Genomic DNA, 20,831 nt, shown 5'->3' on the forward strand with positions numbered 1-20,831 from the left:
TTAACCTCCGGTGACCGGCGGGAAAAAGGCCACTTCATCCCCTGCCTGCAGCGGATGGGTCATAGGGACCAGCGTCTGATTAACCGCGGCCAGCAGCCTGCCCGACTCCAGCGCCAGCGCCCAGCGATCGCCGCGCTGCGCCAGCGCATCACGCAGTGCCGCCACGTCGGGATAGGTTTCCGTCAGCGTCAGCTCACTGGTGCCGGTCAGCTCGCGCACCTGGGCAAAGAACAGGACGTTAATCATGGCTGGCCGCCTTAAAATCACCTGATTTACCGCCGCTTTTGCTCAGCAGGCGCAGCTGATCGATCACGATATCTTTCTGTACCGCTTTGCACATGTCATAGATGGTCAGCGCCGCTACAGAGGCTGCCGTCAGCGCCTCCATTTCCACACCGGTTTTACCGCTCAGGCGGCAGCGCGAAGTGACGCGCACCCGGCTCTGTGCCGGTTCCGCTTCCAGCGTCACTTCCACTTTACTCAGCATCAGCGGATGACAGAGCGGTATCAACTCCCAGGTGCGCTTTGCGGCCTGAATGCCGGCGATGCGGGCAGTGGCAAAGACGTCGCCTTTATGATGGCTGCCTTCCATGATCATCTGCAGCGTGGCGGGTGACATCAGCACCAGCGCCTCCGCCTGCGCTTCGCGCACGGTTTCGTTTTTACCGGAGACATCGACCATGTGCGCTTCGCCAGCGGCGTTAATATGTGTTAACTGATTCATACAGTGACTTTCTTCAGGTGAGAGACAAAATTACAGGGCCGGGTGCGCGCATCCAGCTGATCGGCGATGATGCGTTCCCAGCCGCAGCGGCAGGCGCTGGTAGACCCAGGCAGAGCAAATATCAGGGTCTGATTAGCGAGGCCGGCAACGGCACGCGACTGCAGCGTTGCGCTACCGATATCTTCATAAGAGAACATGCGGAACAGTTCGCCAAAGCCGTCAATTTCACGATCAAACAGCGGCAGCAGCGCTTCCGGGGTACTGTTTTTACTGTTAAAACCGGTACCGCCGTTCACAATCACCACCTGAATATCGTCGCTGGCGATCCAGCGCGACACCGTGGCGCGGATGCGGTAGCGATTGTCAGGCAGAATAGCGTGGTCCACCACCTGGTGCCCCGCGTCAGCAAGCGCCTCGCGCAGATAATCACCTGAGGTGTCGCTGGCCGCATCGCGGCTGTCGGATATGGTCAGCACCGCGGCAGACAGGGCGGTAAATTCGCCGGTTGGTTTAGCCATGGCTGTAACTCCTGTGTTTAGCCACCAATGAAAGAGAGATTTTGCGTAATACCGGTCTGGCCCTGATGCAGAAAATGCGTCTGCTTTTTCTGGCCAAGACTGTGGGCGATACGCGCCTGCAGCTCGCCCTGCTGTGCATCGGAAGCGAGCAGATCGCGCAGCTCTACCCCGCCGTCGCCAAACAGACAGAGGTGCAGTTTTCCGGTGGCTGAGACGCGCAGCCGGTTGCAGCTGGCACAGAAATCTTTTTCATACGGCATAATCAGACCCACCTCACCCTGATAGTCAGGATGACGAAATACCTGCGCCGGTCCGTCGCTGCGGCCGCGCGGCTGGCGCTGCCAGCCCTGCATGATTAGCCGATCGCGGATCACCTCACCGGAGATATGGTGACGCCGGAACAGATCGCCTCCTTCGCCGGTCTCCATCAGCTCAATAAAGCGCAGCTGGATCGGACGCGTGCGGATCCAGGCCAGAAACGTATCCAGACTCTGGCTGTTGACATCGCGCATCAGCACGCTGTTGACTTTGACTTTTTCAAATCCGGCGTCAAACGCGGCGTCGATGCCGGCCATGACTTCAGCAAATTTATTCTGCCCGGTAATGGCATGAAACTGCCGCGCATCCAGGCTGTCCACGCTGACGTTGATGTGGGTCAGCCCTGCATCGCGCCATGACTGAACGTCACGCGCCATCCGGTAGCCGTTGGTGGTCACCGCGATCTGTCGCAGCGCGGCGTTTTCACGCACGGCAGCAATGATGTCGGTAAAGTCGCGGCGCATTGAGGGTTCGCCACCGGTAAGGCGAATTTTCTCCGTTCCCGCGGCGGTAAAAGCGCGGGTTACCCGGCGGATCTCATCCAGCGAAAGAAAGCTCTTGTTGCGGGTACTGCCAGGTTTATAGCCATCCGGCAGACAGTAAGTACAACGGAAATTACATACATCCGTGATCGACAGGCGCAAATAATAGAAGCTACGCGCCCAGGCATCTGTAAATTGTGGCACCTTAACACCTTTCCAAAGTCGGGAGATGCAGGCATTTCTTTCTGCACCCTGGCAGCATTACGCTGCGGCCAGGCGGCCCTATCATTTGACTTAGGCGCGCAAGGCTTAAGAGTTTGTTGTCATTGAGGACAACGCGGTCTCTGGATGGTAGCGTGCTTTGCGTCAGTCAGCCAGTCACTGCGTGCGTTGTATAATATGATATATAGCGATTTTTAACGGCATTATCGCAGCAGAATAGGCTAAACTGCGCCACATGACGCTGCCTTCCGGCAGCAGAAATCAGCTTTTTGAGCGCAGTAAATCAGGTAAGGAGCAGCATGAATCGAACGCTGGCAGATTTAGATCGCGTGGTGGCACTGGGCGGCGGGCACGGCCTGGGCCGCGTGATGTCAGCGCTGGCACCGCTGGGTTCGCGTCTCACTGGTATTGTGACCACCACGGATAATGGCGGCTCTACCGGACGTATCCGCCGTTCAGAAGGCGGGATCGCCTGGGGAGACATGCGCAACTGTCTTAATCAGCTGATTACCGAACCGAGCGTGGCTTCCGCGATGTTTGAATATCGCTTTGCCGGTAACGGCGAGCTGGCGGGGCATAATCTGGGTAACCTGATTCTGAAAGCGCTGGACCATCTCAGCGTGCGCCCGCTGGAAGCGATTAACATTATCCGCAATCTGCTCAAGGTTGATGCGTTTCTTATCCCGATGTCGGAGCAGCCGGTGGATCTGGTGGCACAGGATGCAGAAGGCAATATGGTTTATGGCGAAACTGCGATTGATGAGATGCGGCAGGCCCCTCAGACGCTGATGCTGCATCCGGCCGTTAATCCCACCCGCGAAGCGCTGGACGCCGTGGCAGAAGCCGATCTGATCCTGATTGGTCCGGGCAGTTTTTACACCAGCCTGATGCCGATTTTGCTGATGGAAGAGATGGCGCGCGCGCTACGTCGTACGCCTGCCACCATGGTCTTTATTGGCAACCTTGGACGCGAGCTCAGCCCGGCGGCAGCCCGCCTTAGCGTGGCAGATAAGCTGGCCATTATGGAACAGGCGATTGGTAAACGGGTCATTGATGCCGTGGTCATCAGCCCGACCGCCGACACGCAGGGTCTGGCACAGCGCGTTATTGTACAGGAGCCGCTGGAGGCCGAGGATATCCGTTACCGTCACGATCGGCAGCTGCTGCGTCTGGCGCTGGAGCACGCCATTCAGGCGCTGTAAGCGCGCCAGGGCCGCATGAATACGCCAGGGCCGCATGAATACGCCAGGGCCGCATGAATGCGGCCCCTACGGGAGATTCGCGCAGGCGTGCCATTCATGGTGCCCTGGTTACGTATAAAATCCGCGGAATTTACGCAGGGGCGCCATTAATGGCGCCCTGGTCACATATAAATATGGTGGTACCTGAATGCGGCCCCTACGGGAGATTTGCGCAGGGGCGCCATTAATGGCGCCCTGGTCACGTATAAAATCCGCGGAATTTACGCAGGGGCGCCATTCATGGCGCCCTGGTCACATATAAATATGGTGGTACCTGAATGCGCCAGGGCCGCATGAATGCGGCCCCTACGGGAGATTTGCGTAGGGGCGCCATTAATGGCGCCCTGGTCACGTATAAAATCCGGTGGTGTATGAATACGCCAGGGCCGCATGAATGCGGCCCCTACGGGAGATTTACGCAGGGCCGCCATTAATGGCGCTCTGGTTACGTATAAAACCCGCGGAATTTACGTAGGGGCGCCATTAATGGCGCCCTGGCTGCGTATAAATACGGTGGTGCCTGGATTCGCCAGGGCCGCATGAATGCGGCCCCTACGGAATGCGGCCCCTACGGAATGCGGTCCCTGCGGAATGCGGTCCCTGCGGAATGCGGCCCCTGCGCAATGCGGCACCGGTGAGGCTCTGTTGTGCCGGTCAGGAAGCGGCGATAAACAGTTCGCGCAGTTCGTGCAGACGGTCGCGCAGGCTGGCGGCTTCTTCAAATTCCAGGTTTTGCGCATGCTGCTGCATCTGCGCTTCCAGTTCGTGAATTTTCTTCTGCATCGCCTGTGGCGTAAGCGCCAGGTAATCGGCATCATTCTCTGCCGCCGTGCGCGTGGCCGTTTTACCCTTGCCGCGGGTTTTCACCACGTTTTTGCCCAGCTCAAGAATATCCGTGATCTTTTTATTCAGCCCCTGCGGCACAATGCCGTGCTCAGTGTTGTAGCGCTCCTGCTTCTCACGGCGGCGCTCAGTCTCTTCAATTGCGCGCGCCATAGAGGGCGTGATCTTATCAGCATAAAGAATCGCTTTACCGTTCACGTTACGTGCAGCACGGCCAATCGTCTGAATCAGTGAACGCTCTGAGCGCAGGAAGCCCTCTTTATCGGCGTCCAGAATCGCTACCAGAGAAACCTCCGGCATATCGAGTCCTTCACGCAGCAGGTTGATCCCTACCAGCACGTCAAATTCACCCAGGCGCAGGTCGCGAATAATCTCCATGCGCTCAACGGTGTCGATATCAGAGTGCAGATAGCGCACCTTCTCACCGTGCTCTTCAAGGTATTCGGTGAGATCTTCGGCCATACGCTTTGTCAGCGTCGTTACCAGCACGCGCTCGTTAATCTCTACGCGCTTACGGATCTCAGACAGCAGATCATCCACCTGTGTACCCACCGGGCGCACCTCAAGGATCGGATCGAGCAGGCCTGTCGGACGCACCACCTGATCGATCACTTCCGTGCCCGATTTTTCCAGCTCATATTTACCCGGCGTGGCTGACACATAAATGGTCTGCGGGGCCAGCGCCTCAAACTCCTCAAACCGAAGCGGACGGTTATCCAGCGCGGAAGGCAGACGGAAACCGTACTCCACCAGCGTCTCTTTACGCGCGCGGTCGCCACGATACATGCCGCCGATCTGCGGAATGGTCACGTGCGACTCATCCACCACCAGCAGACCGTCGGCAGGCAGATAGTCAAACAGGGTCGGCGGCGCTTCACCCGGCCCGCGCCCCGAGAGATAACGGGAATAGTTTTCGATCCCCGAGCAGTAACCCAGCTCATTCATCATCTCCAGGTCAAACTGGGTGCGCTGCGTAATACGCTGCTCTTCCAGCAGCTTGTTGTTTTCCAGCAGCACTTTGCGGCGCAGGGCCAGCTCATCTTTGATCTCTTCCATCGCCTGCAGGATACGTTCACGCGGCGTAACGTAGTGCGTTTTGGGATAGATAGTAAAACGCGGGATCACTGATTCGATTTGCCCGGTAAGCGGATCAAACAGTGACAGCCGCTCGACCTCTTCATCAAACAGCTCCACCCGCAGAGCGATATCATCAGATTCCGCCGGGAAGATATCGATCACCTCTCCGCGCACGCGGAACGTACCGCGCTGAAACGCCTGATCGTTACGCGCATACTGCAGCTCAGCCAGACGCCGTAAAATACTGCGCTGATCGATGATCATGCCGCGCGTCAGGTGCAGCATCATTTTCAGATAGAGATCGGGATCGCCAAGACCATAAATCGCTGAGACCGACGCCACCACAATCACATCACGCCGTTCCAGCATCGCTTTGGTAGCAGAGAGACGCATCTGCTCAATGTGCTCGTTCACCGCCGCATCTTTTTCGATAAAGGTGTCAGAACTCGGCACATAGGCTTCAGGCTGATAGTAGTCATAGTAAGAAACAAAGAATTCCACGGCATTATCCGGAAAAAACTCTTTCATCTCCCCATAGAGCTGCGCCGCCAGCGTTTTATTGGGCGCCAGAACCATCGTCGGCCGGTTGAGGTCGGCAATCACGTTGGCAACGGTAAAGGTTTTGCCCGAACCCGTTACGCCGAGCAGGGTCTGATGCGCAAGGCCATCTTCCAGCCCCTCCTCCAGACGGCGGATCGCTTCAGGCTGATCGCCTGAAGGCTTAAAGGCGGAGTTAAGTTTAAAGGCTTTGCTCATGATTTCAGAATTCCTGCTGAAGAAAAGGGCTGGCAGGCTGATAATTCTACTCTGCTATGGCGATTTTGCCAGAAAAAAACACTGGATATATTTACAGATAAACGCCACGATGGACCTTTAGCCTGTGGCATCGCTTCAGAGGCATTAAAGCGGCCGCTGGCTAAAATATGTCGCGCAAGGTTATCCCCAGGCGAGCCGGGGTTTTAACAATTGTCAAGAGAACGTCATTAAAATGCAGCGATAAACTTCAGCGGACATTTTGCAGGCTTGCTTTTAAACAACATACTGAATTTATTGGATATACCTCAAAAGCCCAGTTTCGCAGCATAATGTATCCAGGCCGCGTATTTCCTCGCTTGCGCCCGGTTTTCAGTCGCTAATACACAAGGTTATCCACAGGAATGGTGGATAAGTGAAGCCAGCCCCACGCCCGCAGGCTGTGTATAAAAAATCCCGGCCCGTTCTGCGCTAACAAAAAAATTTTTTTTATGATTATTTTTCCAGCAAGGCCGGCGGGATTAACTATTCTTTTTTGATTCCACAGTGCCGCTACGCCTGGGCCGCGCTGTTTTCCTGCCTTATGCCACTGCTTTATTAATGAACAGATGCACCAGAAAAGTTTAGTAATCAGCACCGTCAAAGTGCAGTGGCTTAATCACCTGCTTTCACAGTTAAGTTTTTCTGATGTTTAAGGCACCGTTGCAGGTATTTGTTAACGCCACACATGCGGAATGATCGATCTGGCCCGCTGCTTGCATCTCTCCTGTTGCGGCAGAACATGCAGGTTTAACAGGGACTCCCTGATGTCTGATACCACCGCGTCACGTTTAATCTGTTACTGCATGCCAGACGACACAGAGCGGGTGCATTCAGGCTAATTATCTGTAAGGAGAAGATCAGATGCTGAGTTTACGTTCGGTGAATCAGTTTTATGGCCAGAACCAGATGCTGTGGGATGTCGATCTTGATCTGCCTCCGGGATCCTGCACCGGCGTGCTGGGCAGTCCGGGAATGGGGAAAACCACGCTGGTCAACTGCATTATGGGCCATCTGCCGGTTAACAGCGGCTCTATCTGCTGGCAGGAAGCGGGTTATCCACCGGAGGATCTGCTGCTGCAGCCCGCTATGCAGCGGGCGCGAATGGGCATCGGGTATGTGCCGCAAAAGCGCCATATCTTTACGCAGATGAGCGTTGAGGACAATCTGCTGATTGCCCTGCTGGCGGCTGAGGATGAGCGCAATCGCGCTATTCCGGAGAGTGTGTTTGACCTGTTTCCTGCGCTCTATACCCTGCGCCATCAGCGCAGCGGCGATCTGCCGGTCAATCTGCAGCAGCAGCTGGCACTGGCACGTGCACTGGTGCTGAAACCGCGCCTGCTGATCCTCGATGAACCCACCGGTACGATGTCGCCCTGGCTGGAAGAGGAGACAGGCAACCTGATCCGGCGACTCAACCGGGAATATGGGCTGACTATCCTGCTGCTGGAACAGCACGTCTCCTTTATACGCCGCGTAGCCGACTACTTTCTGCTGCTGCATCGCGGGCGCAATGTGGCGCAGGGCCGCGTCGCGCAGCTGGATGATCTCACCGTTAGCAAATGGTTAGCGCCTGCCTGATGCCGTTTACACAAGGATTGCCGCTCACGGCAGCGTCAGATAGTGTGCGCACGTGGCCTGCTCCGCCGCCGACGCCAGCCAGGGGATTTCGCCCAGAAATGGCGCCCCGATGCGCTGGCGCAGCGAGGCGATATATTCGTGATGGCGTTTGCCCGGCGGCTGAATATCATTTGCGATCCAGCCTGCCAGCGGCACGCCGCTCGCCTTTATCGCCGCAGCGGTCAGCATGGCGTGATTAATACAGCCCAGCTTTACGCCCACCACCAGTATCACCGGCAGCTGCTCTGCGATAACCCAGTCTGCATATGTCTGTGTCTCAGAGAGCGGTGTGAACCAGCCGCCCGCGCCCTCAACCAGCAGCCATTCCGCCTGCGTTTCCAGCGCGCGCAGGCCCGCTGAGAGCTGTGCAAAGTCGATCGGCCTGCCCTCTTCTGCGCTTACGATATGCGGTGAGGTCGGCTCCATGAATGCCAGCGGGTTAACCTGCTCATAGCGCAGCGGCACGCTGCTGTAGCGCTGCAGCGTCAGCGCATCGCTGTTGCGCACGCCTTCCGCCGTCATTTCACAGCCTGAGGCGACCGGTTTGTAACCTGCGGTACGCAGCCCGGCAGCGCTGGCCGCCTGCAGCAGCGCCCCGCTGGCAACTGTTTTTCCCACTTCGGTATCCGTTCCGGTGATAAACCAGCGTTTCATTTTTGCAACACTCCATACATCAGGTGATAAGTAAGACGATAGCCCTGTTCATCCTGCGGCCAGTGCCGCTCAAGCTGCGCCAGCTGCTGGCGCGTCAGCACACTGTTGCTGCGCCCGTCGTGCAGATGCGTGGCACCAATTCCCTTCAGCGAACGCATCGCGCTCAGCGCATCAGGAAAGTGCAGCGTAATGATCTGCTGCGTGCTGCGCAGCGGCTGCGCGCGCGCGGCTGCGACAATATCACCGGCCTGAAGAAAGCGATTGGCGTGACGGCGCGAATCTATCGCTGCCCATGCGCTATCCACCTCCGGCAGCGATCCCGCCAGCAGCGTTGAAAAAAGCGCGGTGCCGCCGGGCCGCAGCACGCGACAAAATTGCTGCAGAGCCGTGCTCAGATTGCTGCTCCACTGCACCGCCAGGTTGCTCCAGACGCCATCCACGCTGCCTTCAGCCAGCGGCAGCTGGTCGATATCACCCTGCAGATAATCGTGCGCCGATCGCTGCGCGCGCGCGGCGGCCAGCATGGGTAAAGAGAGATCGAGCGCGGTCACCGTACGCCCGCGATCGCGCCAGTACCGGCTGTACCAGCCGGTGCCGCAGCCGGCATCCAGCAGGTGTGGCCCGAATCCGGCAGGCGCGCAGGCGAGCAGCGCATCGCCGCTCAGGCGCTGCAGCGCAGCGTGCTGCTCATAGTGCGGTGCAGCACGGCCAAACGCCTGTGCCACCGCCTGCTTGTTAACCTGCAGCGTCATACAGCGCCTCCAGCAGCGCGTCGATATCTTCCGGCTCATGCGCCGCCGTCAGGGTGATGCGCAGCCGTGCCGTACCGGGCGGCACGGTCGGCGGACGAATGGCGCTGACCCAGCACCCCGCCTGCGCCAGTCGCTGCGAAAGCGCCAGCGCAGCCGCGTTTTCACCGACAATCAGCGGCTGAATGGCACTCTCTGAGGCGGGCAGCACCCACGGCAGCTGCGCCGCCCCGGCGCGAAAGCGACGGATGTTTGCCTGCAGGCGTGCCCGCAGCGCATCGCCCTGCTGCACCTGCTGCAGCGCCGCCAGCAGCGCCCAGCACTGCGCTGGCGGCATGGCGGTGGAATAAATAAGGTGCCGCGAAAACTGCTCAACGTAGTCGGCGGTAGCCTCATCGCACAGCAGCGCCGCGCCGCTGACGCCAAAACCTTTGCCAAACGTCACCACCAGCAGCTCGGGTTTCACCTGCTGCTGCCAGCAGCTGCCGCGCCCCTGCTCACCGCTAATGCCAATGCCGTGAGCATCATCCACCAGCAGCCAGCCATCCGCAGCCCGGGTCGCCGCAGCAATCTCTGCCAGCGGTGCGCTGTCGCCATCCATGCTGAAAACACCTTCGGTGACCACCAGCGTGGCGCCCGCTCCCGGCTGCGCCAGCAGCTTTTGCAGACTTGCCGGCTGATTATGGGCAAAACGACGCAGCGTGGCCGGGCTGTGACTGGCAGCATCCAGCAGCGACGCGTGCGCCAGTTTGTCCGCCACGATGCGGTCCTGCTTCTGCGCCAGCAGATGAACAATCGCCTGGTTGGCGGCAAAGCCGGAGATAAACAGCAGCGCACGTGAATAGCCGAGCCAGCCTGCCAGCTGCTGCTCCAGCTCCGCATGATAGCGACTGTAGCCGGTCACATGACCCGACGCCCCCGCTCCTGCTCCCGCCTGCGCCGCGCCCTGCTGCCAGGCCGCAATCACCGCCGGATGCCGGCTCAGCCCGAGATAATCGTTGCCGGAAAAGTGACGATAGCGCTGTCCGTCCAGGGTGATTTCCCGCACGCTGTTCTGCTCAATACAGCGCCGGTAGCGCCAGCCATCTGCGTCCCGGCGCGCCTGCAGCGCCTGAGTGATACGTTCAGACCACATTCACACCGCCGCGTTGTAAAACTGCGGCGTATCGGCCTGAACCAGCTGCGCCTGCAGCTGATGCTGCTGTTCGTTATCTCCCGCTGCGGTTGCGGTATGTTCCGGATTCAGGCCCAGCTTGCGGAACAGGATCAGATCTTTATCTTCTTCCGGATTGGGCGTGGTCAGCAGTTTGCAGCCATAGAAAATGGAGTTAGCACCCGCCATAAAACACATCGCCTGCGTCTGCTCGCTCATCTGCTCACGGCCTGCTGACAGACGCACGTGTGAGGAAGGCATCATGATGCGCGCTACCGCGATAGTGCGAATAAAATCAAACGGCTCCACATCTTCGTTATCCGCCATTGGCGTGCCTTTGACCTTCACCAGCATGTTGATCGGCACGCTCTCGGGCGGCACCGGCAGGTTTGCCAGCTGCACCAGCAGTCCGGCGCGATCCGTCACCGTTTCACCCAGACCGACAATGCCGCCGGAGCAGACTTTGATACCGGCCCCGCGCACTTTATCCAGCGTATCGAGACGCTCCTGGTAGGTACGGGTCGTGATGACGCTGCCGTAAAATTCCGGTGAGGTATCCAGGTTATGGTTGTAGAAATCGAGTCCGGCCTCTGCCAGACGCTGTGCCTGGTTCTGTTCCAGCGTCCCCAGCGTCATGCAGGTTTCCATGCCGAGCGCTTTCACGCCCTGCACCATCTGCTCCAGATAAGGCATATCGCGTTCGTGCGGGTTTTTCCATGCGGCGCCCATGCAGAAACGGCTGGAGCCGGCCGCTTTAGCTTTACGCGCCGAGGCGAGCACCGCCTCCACCTCCATCAGCCGTTCTGACTCCAGTCCGGTTTTGTAGCGCGCGCTCTGCGGGCAATATTTACAATCTTCCGGGCAGGCGCCGGTTTTAATCGACAGCAGCGTGCTGACCTGTACCTGACGCGGGTCAAAATGCTGGCGATGCACCTGCTGCGCTTCAAACATCAGTTCCAGAAAAGGTTTATCAAACAGGGCCTGGGCCTGAGCCAGTGTCCAGCGGTTAGCCATTACATACTCCAAAAAGGGGTTCATCCCGACAATGATCGTGGTTATACTTGTAAACTAAATCTTTTCAAAATGGTTTACAAGACAGATGTTCACGCCTGACGACCTCGATTTTGACCGCCAGCATATCTGGCATCCCTACACCTCAATGCGCGACCCGCTGCCCTGTTATCCGGTGGTGGCCGCCCAGGGTTGCCAGCTGCAGCTGGCAGATGGACGCGAGCTGGTTGACGGTATGTCATCATGGTGGGCGGCGATCCACGGCTACAATCATCCACGTCTCAACCAGGCACTGCAGCAGCAGATGGCGCAGATGTCACACGTGATGTTCGGCGGTATTACCCATCCGGCAGCAGTCGCGCTGAGCCGTCAGCTGGTGGCGATGACGCCTGAAGCGCTGGAGTGCGTGTTTCTGGCTGACTCCGGATCCATTGCGGTGGAAGTCGCCATGAAAATGGCGCTGCAGTACTGGCTCGGTCGCGGCGAGAGGCGCCAGACATTCCTGACGCTGAAGCGCGGCTATCACGGCGATACCTTTGCGGCGATGGCGGTATGCGATCCGGAAAACTCAATGCACAGCCTGTGGCGTGGCTATCTGCCGGAGCATCTGTTTGCCGCTGCGCCGCAGTGCGGTTTCACTGATGCATGGGATGACGCCGATTTCAGCGACTTTGCCCGGCTGGCGGAGCAGCACCACCGCGACATTGCTGCGGTGATCCTCGAACCGATTGTGCAGGGCGCGGGCGGGATGCGCTTTTACCATCCGCGCTATCTGCAGCAGGTACGGGCGCTGTGCGATCGCTACGGGCTGCTGCTGATCGCCGATGAGATCGCCACCGGCTTCGGCCGCAGCGGGAAACTGTTTGCCTGTGAGCACGCGGGCGTGACGCCCGACATTTTATGCCTCGGTAAAGCGCTGACCGGCGGGACGATGACGCTCGCCGCCACGCTGACCACGCGCGAGGTGGCTGACACCATCAGCCGCAGCGCCGCTGGCTGCTTCATGCATGGCCCGACTTTTATGGGCAACCCGCTGGCGTGCGCAGTTGCCGCTGAAAGCCTGGCCATGGTGGCGGAAGGAGAGTGGCAGACGCAGGTTGCGGCGATTGAGCAGCAGCTGCAGCGGGAGCTGCTGCCGCTGCAGCTGCATCCCGCCGTGGCGCAGGCGCGCGTGCTGGGTGCCATTGGCGTTATCGAAACGCATCAGCCGGTGAATATGGCCGCACTGCAGCAGTTCTTTGTTGAGCGCGGCGTCTGGATCCGCCCGTTTGGCCGGCTGATCTATCTGATGCCACCTTATCTGATTTCTGCGCAGGCGCTGAGCCAGCTCACCCGCGCCATTCGGGACGCGCTGGATCACGCTGGCCATTTTCAGCCCTGACGCCGCTGGTATCTGCTGCGCTTTTGCACCATGATGACCTTCCGCGATTAGTAAAAAAGGAGGAGTTATGCGCCTGTTTAGTCAGGATTTTAACGACGGCGATAAGATGCCAGAGCGCCACGTGTTTAACGGCATGGGTTATCAGGGCGATAACCTGTCGCCCCATCTCGCCTGGGATGAGGTGCCGGAAGGCACAAAGAGCTTTGTCGTCACCTGCTACGATCCCGATGCGCCCACCGGTTCCGGCTGGTGGCACTGGGTGGTAGCGAATATTCCGGCTGAGGTCACGGTGCTGCCGCAGGGCGCCGGTTCCGGCGTGGCAGAGCTGCCTGAAAGCGCCATCCAGACCCGTACCGACTTCGGCCAGACCGGCTACGGCGGCGCCGCACCGCCGCAGGGTGAATCACACCGCTACATTTTCAGCGTACACGCGCTGGACGTGGAGACGCTGGATGTGGATGAAGGCGCCAGCGGCGCAATGGTCGGCTTTAACGTGCATTTCCATGCGCTTGCCAGCGCATCGGTTACGGTGAAATACGCCTGATCGCGCCGGGTGCGCTTCGCTGCGCGCTCTGATAAAGGTCGCCTTCAACGGCGACCTTGCATGACATCATTACGCCAGCGCGAGGATCGCTACCCACATCGGCCCCTGCCCGACCGCATAACGCGCCAGCGGCTGCAGCAGGCCACGCTCCGCAATCCGGTACACTTCAATATGATGCGATTTCTGTCCCGCAGCCACCAGGTAAGCGCCACGGCTATCGATATTAAACCCGCGCGGCTGCGTTTCGGTGGGCTGGTGGCCCTCAATTGTCAGCGCGTCGCCCGCGTCACTGACGCTAAACACGGTAATCGTGCTGCTGGTACGATCGCAGGCGTAGAGCGAGCGGCCATCCGGCGTGATATGAATATCTGCCGCCCAGCGGGTGCCGCTGAAATCCGCCGGCATCATATCCAGACTCTGTACGCACCTCATCTCGCCCTGCAGTGACCAGACATCCACCGTGCTGTTGAGTTCGTTGACCACATAGCCATACGCGCCGCCGGGATGAAACACCATATGACGTGGGCCTGCGCCTGCGGCAGTCGTGACGTCTGCCTGTGCGCACGGCGTCAGACGGCCATCCTGATGCAGCTGAAAACGGCAGATGCGATCCTGCTTCAGCGCCGGCACCAGCAGCGTCTCGTTACGCAGATCGATGTTGGCCGAGTGGCATCCCTCAAGGCCATTAATCACCTGCGACGGCGCCTGCGGCAGCCCGCTCTCGTCCAGCGGGCTGATGCTGACGCAGGCGTCGTTATAAGAGCCGCAGAACAGAAACCGGCCTTCGCGATCGGTGGAGATGTGCGTCGGGCTGCCCGGCAGCGGCGCTTCCCCCGCCAGCGTCAGCGTTCCGTCTGCGGCAATACGGTAGGCCAGCACGCGAAAATCGGGACGTACGCCCACATAAAGAAAATCTTTTTTCGGGCTCACCACCATGGGCTGCACCTGGCCGGCCACATCGGTCACCTGCAGTAGCGTCAGCACGCCATCTTCCTGAAGCTGCCAGGCGTGGATCTGCTGGCTCTCGGGACTGGCGGTATACACGACTTGTTTCATGCGTTTTTCCTTATTCGCTGCCTGATGAAAGGGATAACTGTAGCCTGTTTCAGCCGGCTACGCTGGCGGGATTTCTGCCCGCTTTTTTGTCTCAGCGCGGCTGGCAGGTGTAGACTTGATGCCTGTTTATTCAAAGACGGAACCCGTAATGAGCTATCGCGTAATCGCCCTCGACCTGGATGGCACCCTGCTGACACCCACTAAAACCATTCTGCCTGAATCGCTGGAGGCGCTGGCCCGCGCGCAGCAGGCGGGCGTGAAGGTGCTGATCGTCACCGGTCGCCATCACTGTGCTATCCACCCTTTTTATCAGGCGCTGCAGCTGGATACACCCGCAATCTGCTGTAACGGCACCTATTTGTATGATTATCAGGCAAAAAAAGTGCTGGCTGCCGATCCACTGCAGGAAAATCAGGCGCAGCAGGTTCTGACAATGCTGGAAGAAGAACATATTCACGGCCTGCTCTATGCGGATGATGCGATGTTCTACCAGACAGCGACCGGTCACGTTACCCGCACGCTGAACTGGGCCGCTTCGCTCCCTGAGGCGCAGCGTCCACTGTTTGTGCAGGTGCCCGATCTGCAGCAGGCGGCGCGCGATGCGCAGGCGATCTGGAAATTCGCCCTGTCACATCCAGACACGCGTGCGCTGCAGCAGTTTGCCCGGCGTACCGAAGTGGAGCTGGGTCTGGCGTGTGAGTGGTCCTGGCACGATCAGGTTGATATCGCTCAGGCGGGTAACAGCAAAGGCAAACGCCTGGCGCAGTGGGTGGAGAGCCAAGGCTTCAGCATGCAGGAGGTGCTGGCGTTTGGTGATAACTATAATGACCTCAGCATGCTGGAGCAGGTGGGACTGGGCGTTGCGATGGGCAACGCCGATGACGCCATCAAAGCGCGCGCGGCGGAGGTAACCGGCACCAACCTTGAGCCTGGCATTGCGGAGATTATTCGCCGGGAAGTGCTGTGACAACAGCGGTCTCCGTCAGGCAATAACTGAAACGCTTTTGAGCTGGACATAGAGCCACTGATCGACGCGAATGCCCAGCTCATCGCGTGCCCACGGCGTGATGCGCGCCCAGAGCTCACTGCTGCCAATGCGTACTCTGACCTCAACCTGATCGTCAATATCCAGCACCTCTGTAACCTGCGCGGGCAGAATATTACGCACAGAGGTGTGCTGCGCCGGCTGCAGCGCCAGCGAGACATCGGCTGACGCGATTCGAATACGCAGCGTGCTTTTTGCCGGCAGGTTAACGCGACTCACCCAGATATGCTGGTCGCCCAGCAGCAGCGCGGTCATGGGGTAGTAAGGATGCTGCTCCAGCACCTGCACGCGCAGCACGCTGGTGCGCTCGCTGGCCGGCAGCCAGGGACGCATTGCGCTGCTGCTCCACACTTTCTCCAGCGGGCCTGCTGCTTTAACGCTGCCGTTATCCAGCACCAGTACGTTGTCCGCGAGCTGCACAATCTCATCCAGGCTGTGCGAGACATAGAGCACCGGTACGGCAACCTGCTTTGTCAGCTGCTGCAGCCACGGTAGCAGCTCGCGCTTGCGCGGCAGATCCAGTGAGGCCAGCGGCTCATCCATCAGCAGCAGATCGGGCGCACTCAGCAGCGCCCGGCCAATTGCCACGCGCTGTTTTTCACCGCCTGAGAGCGTGGCTGGAAAGCGATCCAGCAGCGCATCCAGCCCCAGCAGCGCCACCAGCTGCGCAAACTGCGGTTTCATTGACGCTGCCATGCTGTACTGCAGGTTGCCGCGCACCCGATAGTGCGGAAACAGTCGCGCATCCTGAAACACATAGCCGATACGCCGCTGCTCCGGCGGCAGATTGATGCCGCGCGCGCTGTCGAACAGCACCCGGTCGTTGATCTGAATGCGGCCCTGCTGCGGCTGCGTCAGGCCGCTGATAGCGTTGATCAGCGACGTTTTTCCCGCACCCGACACGCCAAATACGGCGGTGATGCCGTGCGCCGGCAGCGTGGTGTCCACCTCCAGCAGATGGTCACCCAGCCGCTGTGAAAACTGCAGCGTCAGCATCAGGCGATCCCCCAGCGTTTACGGCCCCAGCGCGCCAGTAATTCTGACGCCACCAGCGACAGCAGCGCCAGCGCGATCGCCACCGCACAGAGGCGCGCGGCGGTGCTTTCTGCGCCCGGCGTTTCAATCAGGGTAAACATCGCGGAAGGAATGGTACGGGTTTCACCGGGAATATTAGAGACAAAGGTAATGGTGGCGCCAAACTCCCCCAGCGAGCGGGCAAACGCCAGCACGGTACCGGCAATAATGCCCGGCAGCGTCAGCGGCAGTGTAATAGTGAAAAAGACCCGCCAGCGCCCTGCTCCCAGCGTCCGCGCGGCCTGTTCCAGTCGGGTATCCACCGCCTCCAGCGCCAGCCGGATGGCGCGTACCATCAGCGGAAATGCCATCACCGCTGCCGCCAGCGCCGCACCGCGCCAGCTGAAGGCGAAAGTAAAGCCAAACCAGTCCCAGAGCCAGCCGCCGATCGCCCCGCGACGCCCCAGCGCCAGCAGCAGCAGATAGCCTACCACCACCGGCGGCAGCACCAGCGGCAGATGGACCAGACTGTCGAGCAGGGTTTTACCCGGAAAGCGGCAGCGTGCCAGGATCCAGGCCATGAGAATGCCAAACGGCAGGCTGCACAGCACCGCCACGCAGGAAACTTTCAGGCTGAGCACAACAGCCTGCCACTCGGGATCGCTCAGTATCATCTTTTTGGCGTAAATCCATACTGTTTAAAAATAGCCGCGGCCTCGGGCCCCTGCAGATAGTGCCAGAAGGCGGTGACCGCCGCGTTCTGATGCGCGTTAACAATGGCCATCGGATACTCTACCGGCGGATGCGAGTCGGCGGGAAAACGCCCGGCAACCATCACCCCTTTACTTGCCACGGCGTCAGATCCATACACGATGCCATACGGTGTTTCGTTTCGCTCAACCAGCGCCAGCGCGGCGCGCACGTTGCTGGCTGGCGCAAGCTGTGACGCAAGCTGCTGCCAGGCGCCCAGCTTTTGCAGCGCGGCTTTGGCGTAAATCCCGGCGGGCACATGTGCCGGATCGCCCACCGCCAGGCGCTGCCCCTGCAGCAGATTTTTCCAGTCGGTGCCGGCTGAGATCGTTACCGGCGCCGCGCCGGCGCTTTTAGGCGCGATCAGCACCAGATCGTTACCCAGCAGCGTCACGCGCGTGTTTGCTTCAATGCTCTGCTTTGCCGCCGCGTCATCCATCCACTGCTGATCGGCCGAGATAAAGAGATCGGCCGGCGCGCCCTGTTCAATCTGGCGTGCCAGCGTGGAAGAGGAGGCAAAAGAGGAGACCACCTCGGTCCCACTCTGCTGCTGATACCGGGTGGCGATCTCCTGCAGCGCATTGGTGAGTGATGCCGCAGCAAACACCGTGATTTTGTCAGCCGCCACCGCCTGGCCCGCCAGTGAAATTGTCAGCGCCGTTGTGGCCAGCCAGTAAGAGGATTTGTTCAGCATGTCAGACTCCCTGTTTCGTTGTATATCGAATCATACAACGCTTAGGCAGATGCCGCTATGCGCAGGATGCGGATCAATCTCAACAGAAGGAGTATCGGCAGGAGAGAGCGGAAATTGATAAAAAAACGCCCGCAGGGTGCGGGCGGGTCAATCAGTGCTGTGAGCTTTTCGCCGGGCGGTCATTGCGACGGCCAAATTTGGAGATAATGTTAAACACTTCTCCCAGGCCGTAAATCAGACCCAGCATAATCGCCATCACAATCGGCACCATGATGACCGCGACGGCCAGGCTTTTTATCAGTTCCAGCATGGAAACCTCACGCAGAATTTAAAAAAGTGATTGTAGCGGCAGAGGAAAAAAAGGCACTGCCCTTTTCGTGCTTTTACTTTACGCCGTACACTACCCGCTTCCGACTAAAGGAGCTGACATGCAGGCCGATCTCTCACTTCATATTCGTCTTCAGCAGAAACTGTTTGCCGATCCGCGCCGTATTGAACTGCTGCGACAGATTGCCGAAACCGGATCAATCAGCCAGGGCGCCCGGCTGGCGGGTATCAGTTATAAAAGCGCCTGGGACGCCATCAATGCGATGAACCAGCTGGCGGATGAGACGCTGGTTGAGCGCGCCACCGGCGGCAAAGGCGGCGGCGGCGCCCGTCTGACGCGCTATGGTGCGCGGCTGATCCAGCTGTACGATCTGCTGGCCCAGATCCAGCAGAAAGCGTTTGATGCCCTGCAGCAGGATAACCTGCCGCTGGACAGCCTGCTGGCTGCGATTGCGCGCTTCTCGCTGCAGACCAGCGCGCGTAATCAGCTGTTTGCTACCGTGCGCCGTCGTGACGACCGGCCGGTGCAGCAGCATATTGAGGTGGTACTGGCCGATGGCGTAACGCCGGTTAACGTGGCGCTGACCGCGCGCAGCGCGCAGCGGCTGCAGCTTGTGCCCGGCAAAGAAGTGCTGGTGCTGATCAAGGCACCGTGGATCCGGCTCAGTGACGACGACGAATCCGGCGATAATGCGTTATCCGCCCAGGTCAGCACGATTGAACAGGGCGAAGAGATGAGCGAGGTGCTGCTGACGCTGAGCGGGGGTGAAACGCTGTGTGCCACGCTGAGCGCAGCACAGCTGGCGCAACAAAAGCTGCAGCCGGGTGACAGGGTGACCGCCTGCTTTAGCGCTGAACAGGCGATCATAGCGACGCTGATCTGACTATTCTGCACCGATTGACTTCCGCTGCAGCGGCCGTTACAACAGTAACAACGATGCACAAACCGGAACAGATCATGTCTTTATTGCAGATTTCGCAAGGCACATTTCATCTTAGTCACCATCGTGCGCTCAGCATTGACGCGCTAACCGTTCAGCGCGGTGAGAGCTGGGCCTTTGTGGGCGCTAACGGCAGCGGTAAATCTGCACTGGCCCGGGTGCTGGCAGGCGAACTTAGCGCCGGGAAAGGCCACTTCAGCAGCGATTTTCGTCGACCCATCCGCCTCTCATTTGAGCAGCTGCAGCAGCTGGTGAGTGAAGAGTGGGAACGAAATAACACGGATATGCTCAGCGAAGGGGAAGAGGATACCGGCCGCACCGTCGCAGAGATCGTCCAGACGGAAATCAGCGATCAGGCGCGCTGTCGCGCGCTGGCGCAGCAGTTTGGTATTCAGGATTTGCTGGATCGCCGCTTTAAATATCTCTCTACCGGTGAAACCCGCAAAACCCTGCTTTGTCAGGCGCTGATGACAGAACCGGATCTGCTGATCCTTGATGAGCCGTTTGACGGACTGGATGTTGCGTCGCGCGCCAGCCTCACCGCGCTGCTGCTGCAGCTGCATACGCAGGGCTATACGCTGGTGCTGGTGCTGAACCGGTTTGAGGATATCCCCGATTTTATTCAGCAGGCGGGTGTGCTGGCAGAGTGCACCCTGACCCACGCCGGTGACCGCAAGACGCTGCTGGCGGAAGCGCTGGTGGCCCAGCTGGCGCACAGCGAACGGCTGCAGGGCATGGCGCTGCCGGAGGCAGATCGTCCCGATTTGCTGCCGGCGCTGGCCATGGATACCCCGCGCGTGCTGCTGCGGCATGGCCGGGTCGCCTATGACGATTGCCCCATTATCGATAACCTCAGCTGGCAGGTCAGCGCTGGCGAACACTGGCAGATTACCGGGCCGAACGGCGCCGGCAAATCCACGCTGCTTAGCCTGGTGACCGGCGATCACCCCCAGGGCTACAGCAACGACTTAACGCTGTTTGGTATCCGGCGCGGCAGCGGTGAAACCATCTGGGATATCAAACAGCATATTGGCTACGTCAGCAGCAGCCTGCACCTTGACTACCGGGTGAGCTGTAGCGTGCGCACCGTGGTGCTCTCTGGCTTTTTTGACTCCATTGGTCTTTATCAGGCCGTTTCAGAGCGTCAGAAAGCGCTGGCGCGCCAGTGGCTGGCGCTGCTGGGGATGGATAACGCGCTGGCAGATGCCCCTTTTCACAGCCTCTCCTGGGGGCAGCAGCGGCTGGTGCTGATTGCGCGTGCGCTGGTTAAGCACCCCGCCCTGCTGATACTGGATGAGCCGCTGCAGGGGCTGGATCCGATTAACCGTCAGCTGGTACGCCGCTTTACGGATGTACTGATTGGTGAAGGCCGCACCCAGCTGCTGTTCGTCTCGCACCATGCTGAAGATGCCCCACGCTGCATTACCCATCGCCTCAGCTTTATCAAAACCCCGGAGGGTTACCGTTATCAGCAGGAGGCGCTGCGCACGCCGCAGACCTGACCGCATTCTGCCCCGCTTACGCCGGGCTGCCGATCCTGCCTGACCAGCGATCGGCAGCAGCGTCTGTCAATGTAACCGCTACCACTAATCTGTGCTAAATTTAAATTGAAGCGTATTACAGGCCGCAAAATTAAGAATAAGCGACTTGTGTAAACGATACCATTTATCCAGAC

General features: G+C 59.3%; 21 protein-coding genes and 1 riboswitch. Of the genes, 7 read left to right on the plus strand and 14 right to left on the minus strand.

The features are described 5' to 3' along the window. The 4 genes from moaD to moaA all read right to left on the minus strand — a co-directional run bounded on the left by moaD (position 1) and on the right by moaA (position 2,246). Complete coding sequence (gene moaD / locus BBA90_RS14690) at positions 1–246, minus strand: molybdopterin synthase sulfur carrier subunit (protein ID WP_065649802.1); 246 nt, start codon at positions 244–246, stop codon at positions 1–3. Further along, positions 239–724 (minus strand): cyclic pyranopterin monophosphate synthase MoaC, encoded by a 486-nt coding sequence (moaC, locus tag BBA90_RS14695; protein ID WP_065649803.1) that lies wholly within the window; start codon positions 722–724, stop codon positions 239–241. The genes moaD and moaC overlap by 8 nt, the downstream gene beginning before the upstream one ends. After that, on the minus strand, positions 721–1,242 hold the full coding sequence (gene moaB, locus BBA90_RS14700) for a molybdenum cofactor biosynthesis protein B (protein WP_065649804.1): 522 nt from the start codon (positions 1,240–1,242) through the stop codon (positions 721–723). Before moaB ends, moaC begins: the two co-directional genes overlap by 4 nt. A gap of 17 nt (positions 1,243–1,259) precedes the next feature. Then, the gene (moaA, locus tag BBA90_RS14705; protein WP_065649805.1) at positions 1,260–2,246 is read right to left on the minus strand and encodes a GTP 3',8-cyclase MoaA; all 987 of its coding nucleotides are present in this window, start codon (positions 2,244–2,246) and stop codon (positions 1,260–1,262) included. Then, a riboswitch (molybdenum cofactor riboswitch) is annotated at positions 2,235–2,370 on the minus strand. Its footprint overlaps the gene before it by 12 nt. Positions 2,371–2,563: 193 nt before the next feature. Between moaA and BBA90_RS14710 the strand changes: the two genes are divergently transcribed. Next, on the plus strand, positions 2,564–3,466 hold the full coding sequence (locus BBA90_RS14710; protein ID WP_065649806.1) for a gluconeogenesis factor YvcK family protein: 903 nt from the start codon (positions 2,564–2,566) through the stop codon (positions 3,464–3,466). Positions 3,467–4,159: 693 nt separating this feature from the next. Here the strand turns inward: BBA90_RS14710 and uvrB are convergent. Beyond that, positions 4,160–6,181 (minus strand): excinuclease ABC subunit UvrB, encoded by a 2,022-nt coding sequence (uvrB, locus tag BBA90_RS14715; RefSeq protein WP_065649807.1) that lies wholly within the window; start codon positions 6,179–6,181, stop codon positions 4,160–4,162. A 900-nt stretch (positions 6,182–7,081) separates the two neighbouring features. Between uvrB and BBA90_RS14720 the strand changes: the two genes are divergently transcribed. Then, complete coding sequence (locus tag BBA90_RS14720) at positions 7,082–7,798, plus strand: ABC transporter ATP-binding protein (protein ID WP_065649808.1); 717 nt, start codon at positions 7,082–7,084, stop codon at positions 7,796–7,798. A gap of 24 nt (positions 7,799–7,822) precedes the next feature. Here BBA90_RS14720 and bioD read toward each other — a convergent pair whose 3' ends face one another. The 4 genes from bioD to bioB are packed head-to-tail and all read right to left on the minus strand — an operon-like array spanning position 7,823 to position 11,407. Then, complete coding sequence (gene bioD / locus BBA90_RS14725) at positions 7,823–8,491, minus strand: dethiobiotin synthase (protein ID WP_065649809.1); 669 nt, start codon at positions 8,489–8,491, stop codon at positions 7,823–7,825. After that, positions 8,488–9,243, minus strand: coding sequence for a malonyl-ACP O-methyltransferase BioC (gene bioC / locus BBA90_RS14730; protein ID WP_065649810.1), 756 nt, complete (start codon positions 9,241–9,243; stop codon positions 8,488–8,490). Before bioC ends, bioD begins: the two co-directional genes overlap by 4 nt. After that, a complete protein-coding gene (bioF, locus tag BBA90_RS14735) occupies positions 9,227–10,375 on the minus strand; it encodes an 8-amino-7-oxononanoate synthase (protein ID WP_065649811.1) in 1,149 nt (382 codons plus the stop codon). The genes bioC and bioF overlap by 17 nt, the downstream gene beginning before the upstream one ends. Beyond that, complete coding sequence (gene bioB, locus BBA90_RS14740; RefSeq protein ID WP_065649812.1) at positions 10,376–11,407, minus strand: biotin synthase BioB; 1,032 nt, start codon at positions 11,405–11,407, stop codon at positions 10,376–10,378. Positions 11,408–11,492: 85 nt separating this feature from the next. Between bioB and bioA the strand changes: the two genes are divergently transcribed. Together bioA and BBA90_RS14750 are read left to right on the plus strand one after the other, a co-directional pair. Beyond that, the gene (gene bioA, locus BBA90_RS14745; RefSeq protein ID WP_065649813.1) at positions 11,493–12,785 is read left to right on the plus strand and encodes an adenosylmethionine--8-amino-7-oxononanoate transaminase; all 1,293 of its coding nucleotides are present in this window, start codon (positions 11,493–11,495) and stop codon (positions 12,783–12,785) included. Between the two features lie 67 nt (positions 12,786–12,852). After that, positions 12,853–13,329, plus strand: coding sequence for a kinase inhibitor (locus tag BBA90_RS14750; protein ID WP_065649814.1), 477 nt, complete (start codon positions 12,853–12,855; stop codon positions 13,327–13,329). 69 nt (positions 13,330–13,398) lie between these two features. Here BBA90_RS14750 and pgl read toward each other — a convergent pair whose 3' ends face one another. Continuing rightward, positions 13,399–14,385, minus strand: coding sequence for a 6-phosphogluconolactonase (pgl, locus tag BBA90_RS14755; RefSeq protein WP_065649815.1), 987 nt, complete (start codon positions 14,383–14,385; stop codon positions 13,399–13,401). A gap of 148 nt (positions 14,386–14,533) precedes the next feature. Here pgl and BBA90_RS14760 point away from each other — a divergent pair, with 148 nt between their 5' ends. Next, positions 14,534–15,352, plus strand: coding sequence for a pyridoxal phosphatase (locus BBA90_RS14760; protein WP_065649816.1), 819 nt, complete (start codon positions 14,534–14,536; stop codon positions 15,350–15,352). Positions 15,353–15,367: 15 nt separating this feature from the next. On the opposite strand, the gene modC is transcribed toward BBA90_RS14760, so the two are convergent. The 4 genes from modC to BBA90_RS18850 form a co-directional block, all read right to left on the minus strand. Beyond that, positions 15,368–16,426 carry a molybdenum ABC transporter ATP-binding protein ModC gene (modC, locus tag BBA90_RS14765; protein ID WP_065649817.1) on the minus strand — a complete coding sequence of 353 codons (1,059 nt, stop codon included), beginning with the start codon at positions 16,424–16,426 and terminating at the stop codon, positions 15,368–15,370. Continuing rightward, the gene (gene modB / locus BBA90_RS14770; RefSeq protein WP_065649818.1) at positions 16,426–17,118 is read right to left on the minus strand and encodes a molybdate ABC transporter permease subunit; all 693 of its coding nucleotides are present in this window, start codon (positions 17,116–17,118) and stop codon (positions 16,426–16,428) included. Before modB ends, modC begins: the two co-directional genes overlap by 1 nt. Beyond that, a complete protein-coding gene (gene modA, locus BBA90_RS14775; RefSeq protein WP_065649819.1) occupies positions 17,115–17,888 on the minus strand; it encodes a molybdate ABC transporter substrate-binding protein in 774 nt (257 codons plus the stop codon). The genes modB and modA overlap by 4 nt, the downstream gene beginning before the upstream one ends. 151 nt (positions 17,889–18,039) lie before the next feature. Beyond that, entirely contained in the window at positions 18,040–18,198 is a 159-nt protein-coding gene (locus BBA90_RS18850) for an AcrZ family multidrug efflux pump-associated protein (protein WP_039383289.1), read from the minus strand. 118 nt (positions 18,199–18,316) lie between these two features. On the opposite strand from BBA90_RS18850, the gene modE reads away from it, so the two are divergent. Both modE and modF read left to right on the plus strand, forming a co-directional pair. Further along, a complete protein-coding gene (gene modE, locus BBA90_RS14780; RefSeq protein ID WP_065649820.1) occupies positions 18,317–19,099 on the plus strand; it encodes a molybdenum-dependent transcriptional regulator in 783 nt (260 codons plus the stop codon). A gap of 74 nt (positions 19,100–19,173) precedes the next feature. After that, a complete protein-coding gene (gene modF / locus BBA90_RS14785) occupies positions 19,174–20,658 on the plus strand; it encodes a molybdate ABC transporter ATP-binding protein ModF (protein WP_065649821.1) in 1,485 nt (494 codons plus the stop codon). Positions 20,659–20,831 lie beyond the last annotated feature (173 nt).

The sequence above is a fragment of the Pantoea eucrina genome (genome assembly GCF_001691555.1).
Lineage (GTDB): Bacteria > Pseudomonadota > Gammaproteobacteria > Enterobacterales > Enterobacteriaceae > Pantoea > Pantoea borealis.